The following is a 15,852-nucleotide window of genomic DNA, read 5'->3' on the forward strand; positions in this document are numbered from 1 at the left end:
ATTATGGAAAATAAAAATTCAAGAAGAGACTTTCTAAAAAAAGCAGCCATATTTGGTGCTGGTGTTGCCATTGTACCTCGTCATGTTTTAGGAGGTCCCGGTTTTGTTGCTCCTAGTGATATGTTGAATGTTGCTTCTGTAGGAGTAGGGGGAATGGGGGGATCTGACGTCGCTCACTTTGCAGCAAGTGGAAAAGCAAATATTGCTTTTTTATGTGATGTAGATACACGCCGTGCAGCGGATTCTGTAAAGAAGTTCCCGAAAGCAAAATTTTATAAAGACTATCGTGAAATGCTCGATAAAGAGCATAAACATATCGATGCAGTTTCTGTATCAACACCTGATCATCAACATGCTATTGTTGCCTTGGCAGCGATGCAATTGAAAAAACATGTGTACGTTCAAAAACCATTGGCTCATGATGTATGGGAAGCTCGCGCGTTGACACATGCTGCGAAGAAGTATAAAGTGGTTACGCAAATGGGTAACCAAGGTTCTTCCGGAGATGGTGTTCGACAAATGAGAGAGTGGGTTGATGCCGGTATGATTGGTGATTTGAAAGAAATCTACTGTTGGACCGATCGACCTGTTTGGCCACAAGGAATTCAATGGCCAACGCAAAAAGCGGAGATACCTAAAGAGTTAGATTGGAATCTTTGGCAAGGTACTGCTCCTCAAAAAGATTATGTAGAGAAGTTACTTCCTTTCAATTGGAGAGGATGGTGGGATTATGGAACGGGTGCATTAGGAGATATGGGGTGTCACAATATGGAAGCTCCGTTTAGTATCTATGGCCTTCAATATGTGAAAGATGTACAAGCAACAGTGGGTTCTGTCTATGTAGACGAATTTAAACGCGGATATTTCCCTGAAAGTTGCCCCCCTTCAAGTTATGCAGTGATGACATTCCCGAAAACTGCAAAAACAACAGGCGATGTGAAACTACATTGGATGGATGGTGGCATTCAACCACCAAGACCAGAAGAACTTGGCCCGAATGAAAAATTTGGTGACGGTGGTAATGGTATCTTATTTATTGGTACAAAAGGTAAAATTTTAGCGGATACGTATGCTGCGAATCCAAGATTATTACCTACGTCTGCAACTTATACAAATCCAGCACAGAAATATGCGCGTGTTAAAGGTGGAGCCGATGGTCACTGGGCACAATGGGTAGAGGGTTGTATTGCTGGTTACGGTAATATGGAAATGTCTTCTCCTTTTGAAATTGCAGGTCCATTAACAGAAGCTTTATTGATGGCCAACTTAGCGATCCGTGGATCTGACTTAAGAGTTAACGATAAGTATCCAGGAAGAAATTTACGTTTGTTATGGGATAATGAGAATATGCGTGTGACTAACTTTGATGAAGTAAATCAATTTGTCAAACGTAATTATCGTGCAGGTTGGGAATTAAATTATACATTTTAAGTATTAAAAGAGATTGATTATGAATAGAAGAGAAGCAATTCAACGTGTAGCCATGTTGATGGGCGGTGTTGTCATTGGTTCAAGCCTTTTTCTTGAGGGTTGTTCTCGTACAGCTACTAAACAGATTGAATCCTTGTTTGAAGCTAAGACGACCGATTTATTAGGTGACTTAGCAGAAGCTATTTTACCTAAAACATCTACTCCTGGTGCTAAAGAAGCTGGTGTAGGTAGTTTTATTCCAGTAATGGTTAGAGATTGCTATACAGATGAACAACAGACAGTTTTCATGGATGGTATCAATAACTTAGATAAAAAAGCACAAGAGTTAACGAAGAAAAATTTCTTGGATTTATCCGCTGAAGAGCGTACAAATTTTGTTAATCTATTGGATAAAGAAGCCAATGAGTTTAACAAGAAACAAGATGAAGAAACGAAAGCTGAGCGTGAAAAAAATGCAGTAAAGCAAAATGAGTTGTACAGGGATGTAGAAGAGAAAGCACCTCACTGGTTTACTTTGTTTAAGCAGTTGACACTAACAGGCTATTTTAATTCCGAGTTGGGATTAACAAAAGCATTGCGGTATGTGAAGATTCCTGGTAAATTTGATGGTAATTATCCATACAAAAAAGGCGATAAAGCTTTTGCACTTTAATAAAAAAAGAGTACTTCGAGAAGAAGTACTCTTTTTTTTATCTTGTTTCTATTTCTAGAGCAAATGAAATGCGTTGCTGTTTGGCAACAGTCATAAAATATCCCTTCTCTGTTGAATTGCCGTTAATTTCAACAGTATTATTGTATCTTAACTCTTTCAAGTAATTCATCTCAATCACTTGTATCTGATTGGTCAATACCAGCTCCATCGGTAATCGATCCATACACCAATCCAAGTATTTCACATTGTTAGCGTGATTGACAATATCTAAATCAGATATTTTGACGGTATAACTATCGATAGGTTTTACATGCTGTGTAAGATTCAATTTGGAAAAGGGTTTTTGCGTACTGAATCGCTCTGGAAAAGTTTGGAAATCCCCCAATGGAATCGCCAGTTCTTCAGGGCCTCTTTTAACAGTATTGATGACTGCCCAGTAAGTCGTTGCGGTAACATACAGCTGTTGATTGACAAATACTTCAAAGTTACGAATGGATTTTGCTCCCTCGAGTTGTTGTATCCACGTTTTTATAGTGACAGTATCCATCCATTTGGGTAAGCGATTAATTTCTAGGCGGATTCTACTTAATACCCAAGTTTGATTATTTTTGGCCATTTCTCTAAATCCAAAACCTACATGTGTAGCATGCTCCCCCGCTGTCAGTTGAAGTAGATTAGAAAGATCTGAATATCTAATTCTGCCATTGGAATAGCACTGTGTAAAATTGATTTCCCAATCTTTTTCGAATGTTGAATTGCCCATTTACGATAAATTTCAACAAAACTAGTTATTATAATCAAGTCAGTATAATCGTTTTGTAAAATAAATGTTAATAACTAAATAGTATTGCGATTTTATCAAGTATTCCTTACATTTAATTAAGGTTAAACATATGTTATCGCAATTAGTAACGTTATATATGAAATACCTTATTTAATCAAGTAATTGTCAATTGTAAATTAATAGAAAGTATGATCGGAGAATTGATAGAAAAAGAAGAGATTGCTTCATTCAAAATAGTAGCAGCGAATGAAGATCAAAGTCAAACGTTTTTAGAGAAGTTAAAAGGAGCTGTGCGGTTGGGAAATGAATTTAAATCGAAGACCTCTATCGCCTTTCAGACGGAAGCTGGTCCTAAAAGAGTAGAAACGACCGTATGGTCATTATCAGATAAATATCTTCAGATAAAAAGTGGTGTATTGATCCCGTTAAGGTCAATCTTAGCAATAGATTATTAAAAAAGAAAAGTGCTGAAAACTCAGCACTTTTCTTTTTTCTCTTCTGTTTTAAATGTAGCAATCAGCAACCCATTGGATTTTCTAATATGATCATTTTTTGCATCTCTTGCCCAGTTTTTTTATCCCTTCCTGTAATTCTTAAAAAATAACGACTAATGCCAACTGCAGATGGGTAATCATGGATTGATTTGATATTTTCTAACAAATCATGCCAGTCTGTACCACAGTGCAGTTGAATCGCTTTCTTTAACTCTTCAGTACTAACTTCTGGAAAATACTGTGTTTCTTTGTCTCCGTAACTCGCCCCAATAAATTGGCCATCATTATTCTTACTTAACAACTTCCATGCTGATGTATAATGTTTCCAGTCCAACAAATCGCAGTGAGGACCTTCATTCATGATGGTAACACTCGTTTCGTAGCTTTGCTCAACTTTTAAGTCTGTAAATTTGTCTGAGGATAAGCTGATTTGTTGCCCTTCTATGGATTCTCCCAGATCTACAGAAAGGATAAGAGAATCTGAGGGGTCTTTATTTGGTTGAGAAGATTGCTCCATCACCACCAATCTATTGATTGCCACCTGTAAATTTGGAAATGAAATCGTTGCAATGGTATCCGCAGTTTGTTCTACGGTATTTGGCTCGTATTTCCTCTGTATACCATTCAACTTTATCGTATCACGAACGACTCTATCTTTCTGAATAATTACTTCCTTTTTGGAAACAGAAGAATTGTTACAGCCAATAAGAAGAAGCAAACTGAATACAGGGCTTATTAATTTAAAAGAGTTTTTCAGCTGTTTGTTAATGTTGTTATGTTTCATGTTGATCACAATCTTCTTAAGGCAATACAACCTTTACTTTCATTTTCAAGTCATTAAATGTTATGGCTTGCGTTTTATAAATGATAGAATGGTCATCTGTCAGTGCATCTTTATTGATGATTTTTAGATCTTTTGAAAAATGGATATCATGGACGATATTTTCTGAGAAATCGACCATTTCTTCTCCCTTTTTGTTGATCATGCTGATACCTGATATATCTCCCAGATAGATCACAAGATTTCCATCGGTATAAAAATTAGTTTTTTCTATTCTTTTGAAATGTGTTAAGTCCCAATTTTCTGTATCTACGACATAACCAGCATAGTATAATACATTTTTATACCATATAAGTTCTTCGACATCAAATGTTTTTAATGAGGCAAGGTCTAACAATTCTTTTTTCTTAGCTGTGGCATTATAAATCCATATATTGTCCAAGGCTTGTGGTTTATCCTGACCACGGAAAAATCGAAAATATTGACCATCTACCTGTGCAATAAAATTTTCTTCAGGAGTCATATATTCTGTTTCTCCAATATCTTTCGTGACCAGCAATCCTTCCTTCTGAGCAGTATCCAAATAACGAAATTTAAAATTAGTTGCTAATAGATTTAGGGACGTTTTGGCTTTTGTGATGATCTGATTTCCATAACCAAAAGTATTCTTCTCTTGATTGCTATAACCATAGTTAAATTCATAATAATTATGTCCATCCGTAACAAACGAACTGTTATTATAAGCGTTAATAACAAGTTCCTTAATTTTTGTACGATCCAGATCAAGTTTTTCTATTCGAGAATTATCTGTTTTCGCGAATACGTTATTTTCAAAGCAAAAATAACGTTCATGCTCTTCTACAATAGGATTTTGGTTATTGCTTTTGGCGACGATGGTCGGCTTTAGTTCGTTTTCTGTCTCTTCGTTAAAATAATATAAAGCGTTTTTGTCATAAAAGAAATTGTCATCAATATGTTTCAAATTTGCGACATCGACAGTTGATAAATCCGCTTGTTGAAGAGCATAGCGATTTGTCAATAAATAATACAGGTTTCCTTTTTTATAGATATAGTCATTCACTTTCGAATAGCTTCCAATGGCAATAGGAGGAAAGGCATCCTCTTTGTATCTCCTGCTCAGTAGCGCAGTTGTTTTGGAATCAGTCAATAGCATATCTCCTTCTTTTTGTTGCATGATCCGGAGTTGAGATAGATCCATTTTACCAAAGGGTAGATCCTCTTTTAGGTAAATAAAATCTCCTATAATATACAACGTTGTCTTGTTGAAATCAATTTTAGGATCCTTTTCGTATTTAAAACCATCCCAATCTACACCGCCAGTCATTTCAAATCGATAAATGGCCTGCTCGTCAGGAACGATTTTGTAATTCCCGATGATAAATCCTGTTTTTAAAAGTGGATTTTGTTTATCCGTGTTTTTTGTAGATTTATTCTGAGCGCAGGCATGTAGTATGATACTCATTGCAATGAATGTTAAGCCTGTTAGCAGCTGACTTCTTTTCATATTTATGTAAACTTATTTAAATATAGGAAAATACCTAATTTGAACCATGTAAATATTTCTTTATCTGAATCTTTAAGGAAGTTTAGATGATTCATCTTTTGTCATTCAGTTTGACAAAATTAGTGTTGTAGCTTTTGACGGATCTTATACAAAAGTAGTGGATTGTTTCTCTGGTTGAAGTGTTCCAAAGGGCCACTTCAATCTTCTTTGAAAACTTGGTCTCCAGACCGAAATACTATGGCATAAACGTTAGCGTTGGAAACTGCAAAAGTTATAAAATGCGGGACACTATTATCCTTAAATCCATATGTTGTTGTCATTGTTCAGTTTTAAATTTCATTGGTTCTGCTCTATTCCCAGACAGAGTCTTCGATTTTATATTGGGTTTAAGTGACCGCTGAAAGAGCGAACACTTAAACTAGAAAGGGATATTTTTTCCTGTTTAGATTGACTCGCTTGTATGCCTAAAATTTAAACAGATCCACAACTTTTGGTGTTGATCCCCTTTTGGAGCGGAGGCTCTTTATGAGATTTGGAGGGTATAAAAAACAAAATCCCCTTGATCAGATAATCAAAGGGATTTTGTACCTAGGGCGGGAATCGAACCCGCACTTCCTTAACGGAAACAGGATTTTAAGTCCTGCGTGTCTACCAGTTCCACCACCTAGGCAAGGTGTATTTTGTGGAGCGAAAAACGAGATTCGAACTCGCGACCCCAACCTTGGCAAGGTTGTGCTCTACCAGCTGAGCTATTTTCGCATTTCCAACAGTCAACGAGTTGTTTTCTGTTTTGGTGATGCAAATATACGGTGATTTTTCTAAATTCAAAATTTAGCTTTATGATTTTTTTAAGTTTTCATGTAACACCCTCAAATATTGGATTTTATTTTTAAGGATTAAAGACTGTTTTTTTTAGTTGCATGTATCTATGCTTGTAAAATAGGTAGAACTATTGTAGCTGTGAAGCAATAATTTTTAGAAATAGACTTTTTTATTCATTTAAAACTAAGGAAAGAAATTTCGGAATTCTCAACTCGATATCTGTTATTGTCCCAAATCAATGGTTTCAAGTACTGCAAATTATTATATTTTTCTGTCTCGTCCTAAAAAAACTATACATCAGACTTATTAATTCTTAAATAGTACTTTAGAAGATGTCAATAGAAAAAGCGGACAAGAAATTTGGGCGATATTATTTAGACTCCTTTAAACGGGAAGTGGTATCCGAGGTTGAACGTGAAGGGAATTTAGCTTTAGTCTGTAGCCGTCATGGAATAAGTTATAAATCTATACATACCTGGTTGAAACAATATGGGAGTATTTCTTATCAACAGAATAAGATTAAACTACGTAGCCTTTGCGAACGGGAGGGTATAGCCAGGGAGATCGTTTCGGGCCATATCAGTATAGAGGAGGCGATGCTGAAATATAATGCGAGGAATCGTGATACAGTGAATATGTGGATCCGTCATTATAAACTCAGGCAGCAGGAACTGATAGATTTATTGCCTGCTGAGATCCCCTCAGCAGAGAGAGAATTTGTATCCTCTAATATTGCCACCGATGCTTTAAAGCTGGCGGAGCTGAAAATCAGGTCACTGGAAATAATGCTTGATATTGCAAGTAAAGAATTCCATGTGGACATCAGAAAAAAGTTTGGGGCCAAACCGTGATCACGCTCCGGTTACAGGAACCGGATGTAAGTGTTAAAACACTATGTTCACTGTTTGGCAAGACCAGACATGCCCATTATGATTATCTGTGGCGCCTTGAACGTGATATTCTTCTTCAGGATGTTGTGCTACGGGAAGTAGGTCAGATCAGGGCTGACCTACCAAAGCTGGGCACCAGAAAACTGCATTTTTTGCTAAAGGACCCGTTGTTGAAACATGGCATATCTATAGGACGGGACTATCTGTTTGATCTGCTCTGCAGCCGTGGGATGCTTGTCAAAAGGCGCCGAAGGCGCAGCATTACTACAGATTCCAATCACTGGATGCACAAATATGACAACCTGATCCAGGAAATAGAAATCATCCGTGCCGAACAGGTCTGGGTGAGTGATATTACCTATCTGACCCTGAACAACTCATTTGTGTACCTGAGTTTGATCACGGATGCTTATTCTCATCAGATTATGGGTCATCGGGTGCAAAATGATCTCTCGGCAGCAGGTTGCATCGGGGCCCTGGAGATGGCTGTATTAAAAAGGACAACACCCCATTTATCGCTGGTCCATCATTCAGACCGCGGGTCACAGTACTGCAGTAAATCTTATATAGATATATTGAGAACGCAAAAAGTAGCCGTTAGTATGACCCAGAACGGAAGTCCTTATGATAATGCCATTGCAGAAAGGATCAACGGCATTCTTAAATCAGAGTTTGAAATAGAGCGAAATACGGGATCTATGATACAATTACGGGATAAAATAGACCATGCCATCAACATCTATAATAACCTTAGGCCCCATGACAGCTGTGAATCACTTACCCCAAACCAGGCACATCTAAAAACCGGGGTCTTAAACAAAAATTGGAAAAACTACAGAAAAGTCAACTGGGAACGTAAAAAACAAGAAAGTGTAAATGCTAAAAACAGCACTTCAATTGATATAGGGGACTCTTCGACCGCTATATCAACTGAAGTCGCCGAAGGCTTAATCCAATTCAAAATACAAGAAATGAAGCAAACATAAAAAGCAGAGAAAAATTAACTACATTACTGAAATATCCGAATGTATAGCCATTTCAGTACTATGAAAATAGTGTATAGTTATTATAGGATTGTATGCACAAGGTGTATAGCTAATCTAGGATAATCAATCAAATGCTGTATAGCCAATTCAGGACGAGACATTCCTTAGCTTCCATACTATTCATAAGTAGAGCTAAAGTAGTGCCTAAGTAGTGCCTAAGCAGGGTATAAGCGTAGACTAAGCGTACATACAGTATAAAAAGTATACCTATAACGCACTATGTACGCTCTTACCACACCCTTACCAGTTTCAAATATCGTGTTTTCTTGAATAACGCTTTTAGTATGCTTATACCCTGAAGCATCCCTGCTTAGGGACTGAATCAATAGCGTATAGCCGGCTGGTAGAAACAAATAAAAATTGTTCTTCCGTTTGGCTGATAAGATTTGTATCCAATTATCCGCATGCGGATTAATCGAACGCAGATGCTCCATATTGTGTTTCCAAAAGAAGATTAGTGTTGAAGAATATAATTGGAATGGATAAATGATGTTCCAGTCGGTTACAATGGAAAATATAACGCTTCGAAAAACAATAAAAGCTCATCAGAAGAGGAGCTTTTATTGTACCTAGGGCGGGAATCGAACCCGCACTTCCTTAACGGAAACAGGATTTTAAGTCCTGCGTGTCTACCAGTTCCACCACCTAGGCAAGGTGTATTTTGTGGAGCGAAAAACGAGATTCGAACTCGCGACCCCAACCTTGGCAAGGTTGTGCTCTACCAGCTGAGCTATTTTCGCTTTTGATAACACAAATATAAGTAGATTGTAGATACCTCAAAATGTTTTTTCACCGTAAAACTGTAATTCCCTCAAAAGAAGCTAGATAATTTTAGGATATACAATCTCGAATATATGGTCGATTGAGATCATTCATTCCTTTTTCTACTTTAATTAGCTAATGAAGAAGAGTTATATACCCAACAAGATTCAGCTTGTATAGCCTATTTTGGTTACGTCATCAATAATGTACGTGTTAGTAGTTATTGAAAGTATCTATACATGCCTGAAAAATATAGCATTAGTATGATACTATGTCTCCTGTTCTTCAAACCCTATTAAAAATTTAATGTATTAAACCTCCAATAATAGGTATCTACGATTGTCAGCTTGTTACTATCGACAGGAAGACCCGTAATAATTTTGAGGACTTGCATCGCCATCATACTACCAATGATACCCGGAAGAGGACCCAATACCCCATATTGATCACAATTAGGTACATCTTCCGGATGTGGTGGTTCTGGAAACAAATCGCGTAGCTGTTTACTTCCTTGATGATTGAATACTGCTACTTGCCCTTCAAAGGCTAAAATACTACCGTAAACCAATACTTTCTGTAAACGTACACAAGCATCGTTGATGATATAACGTGTGGTAAAATTATCAGAGCCATCTACAACAATGTCATAATCTCCAATAATTTCATCTACATTCTCCACATTGATTTTCTTGGTATAGGATTTTATGCAGATGGAGGAATTCAGATCCTGGATAAATTGAGCAGCACTGTGTACTTTTTTCTGCTGTATTCGGTGTTCATTATGGATCACCTGTCGATTCAAATTATGGATTTCTACTTGATCAAAGTCGATAATTCCTAAAGTTCCTACGCCAGCGGCTGCGAGATACTGAAGTACGGGAGATCCTAATCCTCCTGCACCGACAACCAATACTTTGGCAGTACTAATTTTTTGTTGGCCTTCAACACCGATCTCATTAATGAAAATTTGACGACTATAACGATCAAAAGCGGTATATTGTTGCATAAGAGATTCTAATTACTGCCCTGAATAACTCATTTCCCAATCCTTCATAATCGGATCATAACCTGCCTGTCTAATTTTGTTCCGAATGGTTTCCATGCTTCTTTCGTCACTGATTTCAAATTGTTCCAGCGATTGCGGATCAACAACATACCCTCCAGGATTTGTTTTAGAAGCAGCACTCATGGTGGTCACGCCAATGGGGATGATATGATCCCTGAACTTCTCATGCTCTCGGGTCGATATGGATAGCTCCAAGTTCTCATTCCATAAACGATATGCACAGATTAACTGCAATAAATCACGATCTTCGAGGATAAAATTAGGAGCCGCAACACCTGCTGCAGGTCTTAATCTAGGGAAAGAAACCGTATATTTTGTTCGCCAATACTGTTTTTGTAGATAGTCAATATGCAAGGCATTGAAAAAACTATCTACCCGCCAATCTTCTAAGCCCAATAGCACACCTAAACCAATTTTATGAATGCCAGCTTTTCCAATTCGATCTGGCGTATCCAAACGATATTCGAAGTTTGATTTTTTACCTTTTGGATGATAAGATTTATATACTTCCTGATGATAGGTTTCCTGATAGACCAAGACCGTATTCACACCCAATTCCTGTAGCACACGATATTCTTCCAATTGTAAAGGTTGCACTTCCATGGATAGTTGGGCGAAATGCGGTTTTAATAAGGTTATCGCATTTTTGAAATAATTGATGTCAACCGTTTTATTTGCTTCTCCACTGACCAATAAGATATGATGGAGCCCCATCGATTTGAGCGCCATAGCTTCCATGAGCAGTTCCGTATTGGAGAGTGTCTTACGTTTGATTTTATTATCCATACTAAAACCACAATAGGTACAGATATTTTGACACTCGTTGCTGAGATAGAGCGGAGCATAAAGTTGAATGGTTTTCCCAAATCGTTTTTGAGTCACCCGTTGTGCTTGTTGTGCCATCTCTTCCAATAATGGCGAAGCAGCAGGAGAAAGTAGGATCATAAAATCATCCAGATTTCTTTTTTCTTTGCTGAGACTACGTTTTACATCGATGAGCGTAGTGTTGTATATTTTTTGCTTAATTTCCTGCCAGCTATATTGTTCAAATACTTCCTGAAAAGCGTGCATAATTCTGTTGTTAATCGATTAAAAATGAAGTTAATGGGCTTGAAGCGGATGCGTTATGTATGGGAGCACTTAGGCCAGCTTCAAAAGCTTTTCTACCAGCAATCACGGCTTCTTTAAATGCTTCTGCCATTTGTATTGGATCTTGTGCGGTAGCAATAGCGGTATTGACTAAAACAGCATCAGCTCCCATTTCCATTGCTTTTGCGGCATCAGAAGGAGATCCAATTCCAGCATCAATAATAACCGGAACCTGACTTTGTTCTAGGATGATTTCTAAAAAGTCGATCGTACGCAAGCCTTTGTTACTCCCAATAGGTGCTGCTAGCGGCATCACAGCTGCTGTACCTACTTCTTCTAATCTTTTGCATAAAACAGGATCAGCATGTATATAGGGAAGAACTATAAAACCCAATTTGGTCAGCTGTTCTGTTGCCTGTAAAGTTTCGATGGGATCGGGCATTAAGTAACGGGAATCTGGATGAATTTCTAATTTTACCCAATTGGTTTCTAATGCTTCTCGTGCTAACTGTGCAGCCAAAATGGCCTCTCTTGCATTCCGAGCTCCTGAAGTATTCGGTAAGAGATTAACATTGGGTATTTGTAATGCTTCTAGGAAAGTATCAGATGATGATTCATGATCCAGTCGCTTTAAAGCCATAGTAACCAATTCAGATCCTGAGGAGAGAATTGCTTGCTTCATTTGACTGAGCTGACCAAACTTTCCAGTTCCTAAGAAAAGCCTAGAATGGAACTGACGATCTGCTATTTTTAATATATACATTGCAATTTGTTTTTAAGTTTTTGAACAAGATTTGGTTGTTTGGTAATGAGCGTTGAAAGTGCTACCCCATAGACACCGACTGTTTGTAATGCTGTTATATCCTCCAAAAAAATTCCTCCGATGGCATAAATAGGAGGTAGTTGCACGTCCTGATTTTGGAGACTGTTAATGATATGTGCATAACCTTCGATACCCAAAACAGGACTTAAATTTTCTTTTGTCGTCGTAAAACGCAAGGGACCAAGTCCGATATAATCACATTTTTCTGCTATACGTTGTTGTACATCAGCAAGCGTATTGGCAGTACCTCCAATGATCTTATGAGCACCTAACAGTTGTCGAGTTTCTAGTATGGTACTATCGGTCAATCCAAGGTGAACACCATCGGCGTCGATAACTTTCGCAATATAGATGTGATCATTGATAATGAATATTGCCTGATACTGCATACACAGTTTCTGCACACGAATGGCTAAATCCATAAGCTGATCATCATTAGCTTCTTTCCAACGAAGTTGTATCCATCGAGCTCCTGCTTGGAGTGCATATAAGATGTTTTTTTCCTGCTCGAACGCGTTATTTCCTTGTGAAATATATTGTAATTTACTGTACATGATGATGACCTAATAAGCTTTGGTTGCTGTTTAAAAATTGTTCGATATAAATTTTCCCCAATCGACAGGCCTCAATAAGTGTATAACCTCTTGCTATATAGGCAGCTATTGCGGAAGACAATACACAACCCGATCCATGTTTGTCTCCTGCTTGAGGAATGGTTGGTGGAAGAACTATTTCCTCTTGTTGGTGATAGAGTATATCTGTACCTTTCATTTCTTCCCGATGACCTCCTTTTCGAAGTATGGCTACTTGCTGGGTATCTATAGTATCCAATAGGCCATTTTCTTGGAAAAAATCATATTCCAATTGATTGGGTGTGATCAGTTGAAGCTGATTTAATCCTGCTGGAAACCCTTCATAATGGTCGAGTTTAAAAAATTGAAATCCAGAACTACTCCTGATCACAGGATCCCAAATGATGAATGCGTCTTTCCGATGGTGTTGTATAGTCTTCAAAATTTTGACTAGAAAAGAAGGGTTAGGTACAATACCGATTTTAATGACTTGAATCGGATATGTTAATAAAAGTGTTTCAATGGCATGCAATACATCTTGAATGGGAAACCATTCCACGTTGAATAATTTATCTGCGGATTGCAGGGTATTGGCTGTTAATACGGACATCCCTTGGATGTTTAACTGCTCCATGGTTTTCATGTCAGCCAATACACCTGCACCACCTGAGGGATCAAACCCAGCTATACTCAATACGAAAGGTCTTGCTGTAGACATGCTTTAAAATTTGTTATGGGTTGTTGATTTTTCCAGATCGTGCCTAATAAGGCAACACCATCAACACCATTGTTCAGTAATAAGGAGATATTATCTTCTCGAATACCTCCAAGGCCAATTAATTGTACTTGATTATTCTTTCGAAGATGCAAATCCGTTTGTACGCTATTGTTCTGTCCATAGCCAGGTTTGGAAATACTGGTGAACATGGGACTCAGAAAGGCATAAGACCATTGCTGATCCAATGCATTAAAATCGTCCATACTATGTACAGATGTCGACAGGATATAGTCTTTCGTATAGCTATTCTGTTTGCCTGCTACACGATCACGTTCATTAAAATGCAACCTGTTGACAGCTGTTTTTTGTGCAAGCTCATGATGCGTATGTAAGACCAAACGATTTCTAAAGGATTCGTCTATTGCAGAAATATAACCGTACATCTCTAATGCGGAGTAGGTATATTTTCGAATATGCAATAATTCCAATCCAGCCTGAAAAAGTTGATGTATCCGAGTCAATTCATTTCGGACGTTTTGTTCAGGTGTCAGTATAATGATCATAAATAAAGCTCTTTCCCTTGTTCTATAAATTCTTTAGACATGTCCATCATTCCTTGTTCTGCTGTATCTCGAATCTCTTGTGTGATTTTCATCGAACAGAATTTTGGACCGCACATTGAACAGAAATGAGCGACCTTGGCTCCATCAGCAGGTAGAGTTTCATCATGAAATTCTCTTGCTGTATCAGGATCTAAAGAAAGATTGAATTGATCTTCCCAACGAAATTCAAACCTAGCTTTGCTTAATGCATTATCCCGATACTGTGCACCAGGATGTCCCTTCGCTAAATCAGCTGCATGTGCCGCTAATTTATAGGTGATCACACCATCCTTGACATCTTTCCGATTGGGTAAACCCAAGTGCTCTTTGGGCGTTACGTAACAGAGCATAGCGCATCCATACCAACCAATCATGGCTGCACCAATAGCAGAAGTAATATGATCGTAGCCAGGAGCGATATCTGTTGTCAGGGGACCTAAGGTGTAAAAAGGAGCTTCATCACACACTTCCAGTTGTTTCTCCATATTTTCTTTGATCATATGCATCGGTACGTGACCAGGTCCTTCAATCATCACCTGAACATCATGTTTCCAAGCGATTTTAGTCAATTCCCCTAAAGTCTCCAGTTCTGCAAATTGTGCGGCATCGTTTGCATCTGCTATGGAACCTGGGCGCAATCCATCACCTAAAGAAAAGGCAACATCATATTGCTTCATAATGGCACAGATTTCCTCAAAATGCGTATATAAGAAATTTTCTTTGTGATGAAACAAACACCATTTTGCCATGATAGAACCTCCCCGAGAGACAATTCCTGTCACACGTTGAGCCGTCAAGTGAATGTAGCGCAACAATACACCCGCATGAATCGTAAAGTAAGAAACTCCTTGCTCTGCCTGTTCAATCAACGTATCCTTAAAGATTTCCCAGGTCAAATCTTCGGCTACACCTTTTACTTTTTCTAACGCTTGATAAATGGGAACAGTTCCAATCGGTACTGGTGAATTGCGAATGATCCATTCGCGGGTTTCGTGGATATTTCTTCCTGTGGAAAGATCCATAATCGTATCTGCACCCCAACGACAGGCCCATACTGCCTTGTCGACTTCTTCTTCAATACTCGAAGTGACAACACTATTGCCAATATTAGCATTGATCTTTACCAGGAAGTTACGACCGATGATCATCGGTTCACTTTCAGGATGATTGATGTTATTGGGAATAATGGCTCTACCTGCTGCAATTTCATCCCGTACAAATTCAGGAGTGATGCGCTGTTTTGGGGTACGAGCTCCAAAGCTTTCGCCTGTATGTTGTTGATTCATACCTTTTGTTGCCGCCTCTAGTTGTTCTATACGCTGATTTTCTCGAATAGCCACATATTCCATTTCAGGGGTGATGATTCCTTTTCTAGCATAATGCAATTGGCTTACATTTTTACCTTCTTTGGCTTTTTTTGGTTTATGACTATATTCGAAACGCAGTTCATCCAGTTGGGTATCTGCTAATCGCTCTTTCCCATATGCGGAACTTATTTGCGATAATACCTGTACATCATTTCTTTCCAGTATCCATTTTTCACGAACTCGAGGTAAGCCTTTCCGAATATCAATCTGGGCATGCTCATCGGTATAAGGACCGGAGGTGTCATAAATGGTAACAGGTGGATTGATTTCAATCCCTCCTTTACTCAATTTGGTTGGACTCAACGTAATTTCACGCATGGCCACCTGTATCGGAAAGAGTTGTCCTTGGATATATACTTTTTTCGAATTTGGAAAAGGGCTTTGGGTGATGTTCTGTTCTAACATAGTATTATATTTAGGTAATGAGT

Annotated in this window: 15 protein-coding genes and 4 tRNA genes; 5 read left to right on the plus strand and 14 right to left on the minus strand. The window is 38.1% G+C overall.

Going from position 1 to position 15,852, the window contains the following annotated elements; all coding sequences use genetic code 11:
* Positions 1-3: 3 nt before the first annotated feature.
* Positions 4-1,431, plus strand: a complete 1,428-nt coding sequence (locus LZQ00_RS03480) for a Gfo/Idh/MocA family protein (protein ID WP_234511967.1) — start codon at positions 4-6, stop codon at positions 1,429-1,431.
* A gap of 19 nt (positions 1,432-1,450) precedes the next feature.
* Positions 1,451-2,083: a gluconate 2-dehydrogenase subunit 3 family protein gene (locus LZQ00_RS03485; RefSeq protein ID WP_234511969.1), complete on the plus strand. Its 633-nt coding sequence runs from the start codon at positions 1,451-1,453 to the stop codon at positions 2,081-2,083.
* Between the two features lie 37 nt (positions 2,084-2,120).
* Here the strand turns inward: LZQ00_RS03485 and LZQ00_RS03490 are convergent, their stop codons facing one another.
* Positions 2,121-2,846, minus strand: a complete 726-nt coding sequence (locus LZQ00_RS03490) for an acyl-[acyl-carrier-protein] thioesterase (RefSeq protein ID WP_234511970.1) — start codon at positions 2,844-2,846, stop codon at positions 2,121-2,123.
* A gap of 209 nt (positions 2,847-3,055) precedes the next feature.
* Here LZQ00_RS03490 and LZQ00_RS03495 point away from each other — a divergent pair, with 209 nt between their 5' ends.
* On the plus strand, positions 3,056-3,322 hold the full coding sequence (locus LZQ00_RS03495) for a hypothetical protein (RefSeq protein WP_234511972.1): 267 nt from the start codon (positions 3,056-3,058) through the stop codon (positions 3,320-3,322).
* 61 nt (positions 3,323-3,383) lie between these two features.
* Here LZQ00_RS03495 and LZQ00_RS03500 read toward each other — a convergent pair whose 3' ends face one another.
* The 4 genes from LZQ00_RS03500 to LZQ00_RS03515 form a co-directional block, all read right to left on the minus strand.
* Positions 3,384-4,145 carry a hypothetical protein gene (locus LZQ00_RS03500; protein ID WP_234511974.1) on the minus strand — a complete coding sequence of 254 codons (762 nt, stop codon included), beginning with the start codon at positions 4,143-4,145 and terminating at the stop codon, positions 3,384-3,386.
* Positions 4,146-4,161: 16 nt separating this feature from the next.
* Positions 4,162-5,667, minus strand: coding sequence for a hypothetical protein (locus tag LZQ00_RS03505; RefSeq protein WP_234511976.1), 1,506 nt, complete (start codon positions 5,665-5,667; stop codon positions 4,162-4,164).
* Between the two features lie 585 nt (positions 5,668-6,252).
* Positions 6,253-6,337 (minus strand) — tRNA-Leu (locus tag LZQ00_RS03510).
* Positions 6,338-6,350: 13 nt separating this feature from the next.
* Positions 6,351-6,426, minus strand: a tRNA-Gly gene (locus LZQ00_RS03515).
* A 395-nt stretch (positions 6,427-6,821) separates the two neighbouring features.
* Between LZQ00_RS03515 and LZQ00_RS03520 the strand changes: the two genes are divergently transcribed.
* Both LZQ00_RS03520 and LZQ00_RS03525 read left to right on the plus strand, forming a co-directional pair.
* Entirely contained in the window at positions 6,822-7,340 is a 519-nt protein-coding gene (locus LZQ00_RS03520; RefSeq protein WP_234509135.1) for a transposase, read from the plus strand.
* Entirely contained in the window at positions 7,337-8,365 is a 1,029-nt protein-coding gene (locus tag LZQ00_RS03525) for an IS3 family transposase (RefSeq protein WP_234511977.1), read from the plus strand. The genes LZQ00_RS03520 and LZQ00_RS03525 overlap by 4 nt, the downstream gene beginning before the upstream one ends.
* A gap of 626 nt (positions 8,366-8,991) precedes the next feature.
* Here LZQ00_RS03525 and LZQ00_RS03530 read toward each other — a convergent pair.
* The 9 genes from LZQ00_RS03530 to thiC all read right to left on the minus strand — a co-directional run bounded on the left by LZQ00_RS03530 (position 8,992) and on the right by thiC (position 15,829).
* A tRNA-Leu gene (locus LZQ00_RS03530) sits at positions 8,992-9,076 on the minus strand.
* Positions 9,077-9,089: 13 nt separating this feature from the next.
* Positions 9,090-9,165: transfer RNA gene (locus tag LZQ00_RS03535), tRNA-Gly, on the minus strand.
* Positions 9,166-9,482: 317 nt separating this feature from the next.
* Positions 9,483-10,193, minus strand: a complete 711-nt coding sequence (locus LZQ00_RS03540) for a HesA/MoeB/ThiF family protein (RefSeq protein WP_234511978.1) — start codon at positions 10,191-10,193, stop codon at positions 9,483-9,485.
* Between the two features lie 12 nt (positions 10,194-10,205).
* Positions 10,206-11,324 carry a 2-iminoacetate synthase ThiH gene (thiH, locus tag LZQ00_RS03545; protein WP_234511980.1) on the minus strand — a complete coding sequence of 373 codons (1,119 nt, stop codon included), beginning with the start codon at positions 11,322-11,324 and terminating at the stop codon, positions 10,206-10,208.
* Positions 11,325-11,334: 10 nt separating this feature from the next.
* Complete coding sequence (locus tag LZQ00_RS03550) at positions 11,335-12,105, minus strand: thiazole synthase (protein ID WP_234511982.1); 771 nt, start codon at positions 12,103-12,105, stop codon at positions 11,335-11,337.
* A complete protein-coding gene (locus LZQ00_RS03555; protein ID WP_234511984.1) occupies positions 12,093-12,719 on the minus strand; it encodes a thiamine phosphate synthase in 627 nt (208 codons plus the stop codon). The genes LZQ00_RS03550 and LZQ00_RS03555 overlap by 13 nt, the downstream gene beginning before the upstream one ends.
* The gene (locus LZQ00_RS03560) at positions 12,709-13,455 is read right to left on the minus strand and encodes a hydroxymethylpyrimidine/phosphomethylpyrimidine kinase (RefSeq protein ID WP_234511986.1); all 747 of its coding nucleotides are present in this window, start codon (positions 13,453-13,455) and stop codon (positions 12,709-12,711) included. Before LZQ00_RS03560 ends, LZQ00_RS03555 begins: the two co-directional genes overlap by 11 nt.
* On the minus strand, positions 13,428-14,018 hold the full coding sequence (locus tag LZQ00_RS03565; protein WP_234511988.1) for a thiamine phosphate synthase: 591 nt from the start codon (positions 14,016-14,018) through the stop codon (positions 13,428-13,430). The genes LZQ00_RS03560 and LZQ00_RS03565 overlap by 28 nt, the downstream gene beginning before the upstream one ends.
* Positions 14,015-15,829 (minus strand): phosphomethylpyrimidine synthase ThiC, encoded by a 1,815-nt coding sequence (thiC, locus tag LZQ00_RS03570; protein ID WP_234511989.1) that lies wholly within the window; start codon positions 15,827-15,829, stop codon positions 14,015-14,017. The genes LZQ00_RS03565 and thiC overlap by 4 nt, the downstream gene beginning before the upstream one ends.
* Between the last annotated feature and the right edge of the window lie 23 nt (positions 15,830-15,852).

The sequence above is a fragment of the Sphingobacterium sp. SRCM116780 genome (assembly GCF_021442025.1).
Classification (GTDB): Bacteria; Bacteroidota; Bacteroidia; order Sphingobacteriales; family Sphingobacteriaceae; genus Sphingobacterium.

Excerpts from the sequence above, each read along its gene's own strand:
- thiH (WP_234511980.1), bottom strand. The coding sequence starts at position 11,324 with ATGCACGCTTTTCAGGAAGTATTTGAACAATATAGCTGGCAGGAAATT.
- LZQ00_RS03490 (WP_234511970.1), bottom strand. The coding sequence starts at position 2,846 with ATGGGCAATTCAACATTCGAAAAAGATTGGGAAATCAATTTTACACAG.
- LZQ00_RS03555 (WP_234511984.1), bottom strand. The coding sequence starts at position 12,719 with ATGTACAGTAAATTACAATATATTTCACAAGGAAATAACGCGTTCGAG.
- LZQ00_RS03520 (WP_234509135.1), top strand. The coding sequence starts at position 6,822 with ATGTCAATAGAAAAAGCGGACAAGAAATTTGGGCGATATTATTTAGAC.
- LZQ00_RS03495 (WP_234511972.1), top strand. The coding sequence starts at position 3,056 with ATGATCGGAGAATTGATAGAAAAAGAAGAGATTGCTTCATTCAAAATA.
- LZQ00_RS03500 (WP_234511974.1), bottom strand. The coding sequence starts at position 4,145 with ATGAAACATAACAACATTAACAAACAGCTGAAAAACTCTTTTAAATTA.
- LZQ00_RS03540 (WP_234511978.1), bottom strand. The coding sequence starts at position 10,193 with ATGCAACAATATACCGCTTTTGATCGTTATAGTCGTCAAATTTTCATT.
- LZQ00_RS03480 (WP_234511967.1), top strand. The coding sequence starts at position 4 with ATGGAAAATAAAAATTCAAGAAGAGACTTTCTAAAAAAAGCAGCCATA.
- LZQ00_RS03550 (WP_234511982.1), bottom strand. The coding sequence starts at position 12,105 with ATGTATATATTAAAAATAGCAGATCGTCAGTTCCATTCTAGGCTTTTC.
- thiC (WP_234511989.1), bottom strand. The coding sequence starts at position 15,829 with ATGTTAGAACAGAACATCACCCAAAGCCCTTTTCCAAATTCGAAAAAA.
- LZQ00_RS03505 (WP_234511976.1), bottom strand. The coding sequence starts at position 5,667 with ATGAAAAGAAGTCAGCTGCTAACAGGCTTAACATTCATTGCAATGAGT.
- LZQ00_RS03565 (WP_234511988.1), bottom strand. The coding sequence starts at position 14,018 with ATGATCATTATACTGACACCTGAACAAAACGTCCGAAATGAATTGACT.
- LZQ00_RS03485 (WP_234511969.1), top strand. The coding sequence starts at position 1,451 with ATGAATAGAAGAGAAGCAATTCAACGTGTAGCCATGTTGATGGGCGGT.
- LZQ00_RS03560 (WP_234511986.1), bottom strand. The coding sequence starts at position 13,455 with ATGTCTACAGCAAGACCTTTCGTATTGAGTATAGCTGGGTTTGATCCC.